The organism is Pseudoalteromonas sp. G5_S1_14_S5, assembly GCF_054968605.1.
In genome coordinates this window covers 1-4,698 of the sequence record NZ_JBQKUM010000140.1, presented here as the reverse complement: position 1 = coordinate 4,698, position 4,698 = coordinate 1, and the positions used below count along the sequence as shown (strand labels likewise).

The following is a 4,698-nucleotide window of genomic DNA, read 5'->3' as shown; positions in this document are numbered from 1 at the left end:
GTTTATGATGAAATTCGTGGGGATCCCACAGCTTCCGATGCCCAATAGATTCGTTCCAGAAGCCGTAAATAAGAACGTAAACAACGCAGGCTCTCTGTTGTGGTTGTCTGTCATAGAAACCGCTAAGCAGTTCAACAATGTAGGCATCACCGCTAACCCCGCAACAGCGATGACTACCGCTGAAGGAACTGCGCTAAACAAGGACACAAATGACATCCCCATCACGCCAGCTAACAAATAGAACACGCCCATCGAAATACCTGCCATATAACGTGTTTTTGGGTCCTCATCGGCATTAGGGCCCATGCAGATCGCTCCGGTGATTGCCGCAAGGTTATACGCAAAGCCTCCGAGCGGCGCTAATAGTAACCCTGTCACACCTGTGGTAGTGATGATCTTTGATGAATCTACCTGATATCCGTTTACTTTAAGCACAGCAAACCCCGGTAAGTTCTGCGAAGCCATCGTCACGATGAACAGCGGAATACCAACACTAAGCAAAGAAAAGAACTCGAAATCAGGCATGATGAATACCGGTGTCGTTAAACCCACCGTGACCTGACTGACATCGAGTTTACCAAGACCAATACACATCACCAAAGCAATGGCGAAAATGCATGGGATGAGTAAATTTCCTGACCTCGACTTAGCCAAAACAAACACAGCAAGCATGACCGCCACTATCTGAACGTCTTCCATTAACGACGTAAACAAGCCTAAGCCGAACTGCAATAAAATTCCCGCTAGCATGGCCGATGCAATCGATGTTGGGATCTGTTTCAGTACCCTTTCAAATATTCCCGCCATACCGACTAGCGTGATCAACAATGAACTAAACAGGAATACAGCAACTGCCTGATTCATCGTCAGACCTTCAAGTGAAGTAATTAACAGTGCTGCTCCTGGTGTCGACCAAGCCGTCACGATCGGTTTCTAGTAGCACAAAGAGAGCAATATCGTGGTTGCACCCATACCAATTCCCAACGCCCAGAACCATGACGCAACCTGTTCTTGAGTTGCTCCGGCACTCATCGCGGCTTGGTAAATGATCGCTGCGGCGCTTGCATACCCGATGAATACAGCAATAAAACCCGTACTGACGTGAGAAAATTTTAGCTTAGTCATGTTATTTTACTCCTTTGTGCGTTATAACGTCTACGAGCTAAACCTAGCACTTGTGCGCTATAACGCACAAGCTATTTGTAGATAAAATCTTGTAGAAAAAGTATGCAAACAGAAATTAAAGTCGGTACTAACTTAAAACGCCTGCGCCAAGAAAAAGGCTGGAGCCTAGATAAAGCAGCAAAAGCGACAGGCGTAAGTAAAGCAATGTTAGGTCAAATTGAACGTGGGGAATCCAGTCCCACCGTCGCTAAGCTCTGGCAGATCGCATCTGGGTTTGAAGTGTCATTTTCCAGTTTCATCGCTGAAAGCTCGAATAATGAGCTGACAAGTTTGTTTAGAGATGCAAACGAGCTAAGACGTGAGGAGTATAACGTTGGCCTCTTCGTCAGTTTATTATTTCCTTTTGAAGAAGCATTAGGGTTTGAGATCTTCGAGCTAACCCTCGCACCTGGCTATCAGCATGAATCCGACCCGCATAATGCTGGCGTTACCGAGCACATATTATGTATCTCCGGAGTGATGGCCGTGCTTTATGATGGTGAATGGCAAACATTACAGGCAGGGCAAGCGGTTCGTTTTAATGCTAACCAAAAGCACGGATATAAAAACCTCGGTAAAGACAATGCGATGTTCCATAACGTAATCCACTACCTTGAAAAATAGAGGTTAACCTACACATCCGACCATTTATCTAGTATTAATAACAGTGAAAGGATATGCATCTATTAGAATTAAGGAGCCCATAATCAAATGACACTAGAATCAAAACATGCCCTAGTTGTGGAGGGAGGGGCAATGCGTGGCATCTTTGCTGCTGGAGTACTAGATGGCTTTATCGACCACCAATACAACTCATTCGATTTCTGCATCGGCGTCTCTGCGGGCTCAACCAATTTAGCCTCTTGGTTATCTAACCAACGCGGCCGAACCTATACCATTATTTCCGACTACTCATGCCAACCTGAGTTTATTAACTTCAAGAAGTTTGCCAAAGGTGGACACTTACTTGACCTCGACTGGCTTTGGGAGCATATCGCACAGCACTATCCATACGACATGGAAGCATTCGATAGACAACCGATTCCTTTTCAAGTCGTGACCACAGATGTTGAAACAGGTGAACCGCTCTACACGCAGGGTGAAAAAGATAACCTAGAAGAACTCCTCAAAGCTTCCTGCTCTGTTCCTATTGCCTACCGCACGCCTCTGAGAGTAAACGGTCGAAAAATGATAGACGGTGGTGTGGTCGATTCCATTCCTGTGATTGAAGCTTATAAGCAGGGAGCGAGACAGATCACGGTGATCCTCTCGCAAAAGCAGGGTTACAAAAAGCGCCCACCGAAAGCACCTTGGCTATTACGTCGCATGATGAAAGAGACACCTCAACTAGCTGAGGCCATGATCACGCGTGCAGAGCAATACAACCAAACCTTAGAGTTTATTGAGAACCCACCTCATGATTGCACCATTAAGGTTATCGTACCGGACGCTAGTTTTGCTGTCGGACGGTTAACCACAGATAAAGACAAGCTTGAAGCCGGTTACCAAATGGGGCTTAATGCAGCAGAGCGATTCGTTACACAAGAATAAAACAGTCACTCAATACCCTGCGGCCTTTTTCGTCCAGAACTGGAAGTACAGATATCCAGCGTAAGCCAATAGCAATGTGTTACGCATCTTTTGGGGTTCAGGTAAAAAATCTCTTTCTGATGCCGTATCAGCACTAATGCTCATCGCAACTGGAGAAAAGCTTTTTAAAGACATTGTCATATGACATTCAACTGCGGCAGGGTTACATTTAAATCGGCTTGGATAAACGCCAGCAAGGTCATGGTGAATATGGAAAGAGCTACCATCTTGCAGCCACACATCATCAAATGTGGAGAGTTTATCTGGTAGGGTGGCACTCTGCTGACGAGCAAACTGAACTATCGCTCGCATGACCAACTGGCGCATGAATATCGGAAACCGCTCTTTTCTTAACTGATTATGGTTAGGCTTATAAGCCACTGTATCTTCAGCGCTTAAGCACATCTCATTGAATTGTCTTAACAAGTCGGCAATCGAGGTACAATTTCCTTTACTTAGAACGGCAACCAAACTCAATACAAGCTGTTCAGGGAAAATAGCACAACATCGCTTAACGAAACCTGTGCCCTCTGCTGTATTTTGAAGAATATTCGCACTAAAGAATTACTTAAACTGCTTCTGTAGAGAGATAATCGTCATCGGCTTTATTCGTGTCCTGATATGTTGTTTAGCGATAACAATCAGATCATAAATAAAGCCATTTTTGTATCTAAATAAACTGTTTAGCTCTTAGGATTCTGTCTATGATGGGCTGATAGAAAGCGTTCGCACAAGCAATATTGACAAGCTAATACTGTTGCTTTTAGGGCAATTGGATGGGTTGAAAAAGCAAATTCTTTCGCTGAACTCTGTCTAAAGGCCTAGTACTTTGGCGAAAAAATCATTTCTCATGGTCAACGGACCACTCTCACGTGCATTTTGTCCCCTTCTTCGGTACTGCCCTTACTAAACAGGCTTTCATAGTTAAAAATCATACTGGGGTTTTCGAAGCGTTGCTTTTCCATGTAAAGGACTGATTAGCTTGCAGAATATATTTGTGAGCTAATTAGGCGACAGTTTTATCACTTCTAGCAGCAATCAGATGCCACCTTTGCTCCAGATTCAGGATAGTGCTTTCTACGTTCTCTAGTCATCAATATATTAAAGTATTTTTTAAATAACACGATAAATCAGTTATTTAAAGTCAAGTGCAAAATTGAGGACCACTTATGTTTCAACGATGCTGTAAAGTAGGGTTTATTGCAAACATTCGACACCGTTAACACTTTTGTTACTTTTTGCTTTTACTGTGAGAAAATTTTATTTAATTTCGCATTACAGGTATTGATATTTTTATCATTAGGTTGGTGTTGTAATGTCTGAGAAAAAGTTCATCTCAAATACTGGGTATCGTTATATTTCAAAAAGTAGTTCGGTTTTTAAAATCCGCATCCAAACCTTGGACGGTAAGGTAATACACCGTTCTATAGGATTTATTCGCATTGGAGAGAAGAAAGCTCTTGAAAAAGCAGTCAAACTGCGTGATGAGTTGGGTGTGGCAATTTGGGGGCAATTTTGGTTTCGCTTGTTGAGTGAGCCATACATAATGACAAGGCTACCCCAAAGTATCGAGCCTAAAATTATCCACAAACCCAAACCAACTAAGGAGGATCCAAATAACCGATACTCTTGTTATATTGCTAAGTGGCGCGAGTACAACTTGATGGGGGAATATCAGTGTAGAACGATGGTTCGGTCGATCAACAAGCATGGCAAACTTACAGCCTACATATCTACCAAAAAAGCTTTACTCGATGCCTACCAAGATAAACTTGATTTATTGTCTTTTAAAGGGCGCTTAGAATAAGTCGGAGGGAATCTTACAGCCTAGATGAGCATGATATATGGCTCAAACTTTGAGCTACCCTAAGGCACTGGCAGATGTCGGTTCTGTCGCAAACTTTACCTGACTCTTTACTGTATCGTCGAAGCTTTGTCAGCCAA

The 4,698-nt window shown here is 43.3% G+C and carries 3 protein-coding genes and 2 pseudogenes; 3 read left to right on the top strand and 2 right to left on the bottom strand.

Annotation, left to right across the window (positions count from 1 at the left end; genetic code table 11):
• Window positions 1-1,125: pseudogene (locus ACTRWI_RS21955) on the bottom strand (benzoate/H(+) symporter BenE family transporter); the annotation flags it as partial.
• A 102-nt stretch (window positions 1,126-1,227) separates the two neighbouring features.
• On the opposite strand from ACTRWI_RS21955, the gene ACTRWI_RS21950 reads away from it, so the two are divergent.
• Both ACTRWI_RS21950 and ACTRWI_RS21945 read left to right on the top strand, forming a co-directional pair.
• Window positions 1,228-1,788 carry a helix-turn-helix domain-containing protein gene (locus tag ACTRWI_RS21950; RefSeq protein ID WP_499133823.1) on the top strand — a complete coding sequence of 187 codons (561 nt, stop codon included), beginning with the start codon at window positions 1,228-1,230 and terminating at the stop codon, window positions 1,786-1,788.
• An 87-nt stretch (window positions 1,789-1,875) separates the two neighbouring features.
• Window positions 1,876-2,715 carry a patatin-like phospholipase family protein gene (locus tag ACTRWI_RS21945; protein ID WP_499133822.1) on the top strand — a complete coding sequence of 280 codons (840 nt, stop codon included), beginning with the start codon at window positions 1,876-1,878 and terminating at the stop codon, window positions 2,713-2,715.
• A gap of 33 nt (window positions 2,716-2,748) precedes the next feature.
• On the opposite strand, the pseudogene ACTRWI_RS21940 reads toward ACTRWI_RS21945, so the two are convergent.
• Window positions 2,749-3,303, bottom strand: a pseudogene (locus tag ACTRWI_RS21940) (transposase); the annotation flags it as partial.
• Window positions 3,304-4,069: 766 nt separating this feature from the next.
• On the opposite strand from ACTRWI_RS21940, the gene ACTRWI_RS21935 reads away from it, so the two are divergent.
• Complete coding sequence (locus ACTRWI_RS21935; protein ID WP_499133821.1) at window positions 4,070-4,561, top strand: hypothetical protein; 492 nt, start codon at window positions 4,070-4,072, stop codon at window positions 4,559-4,561.
• The last annotated feature ends 137 nt before the right edge of the window (window positions 4,562-4,698 follow it).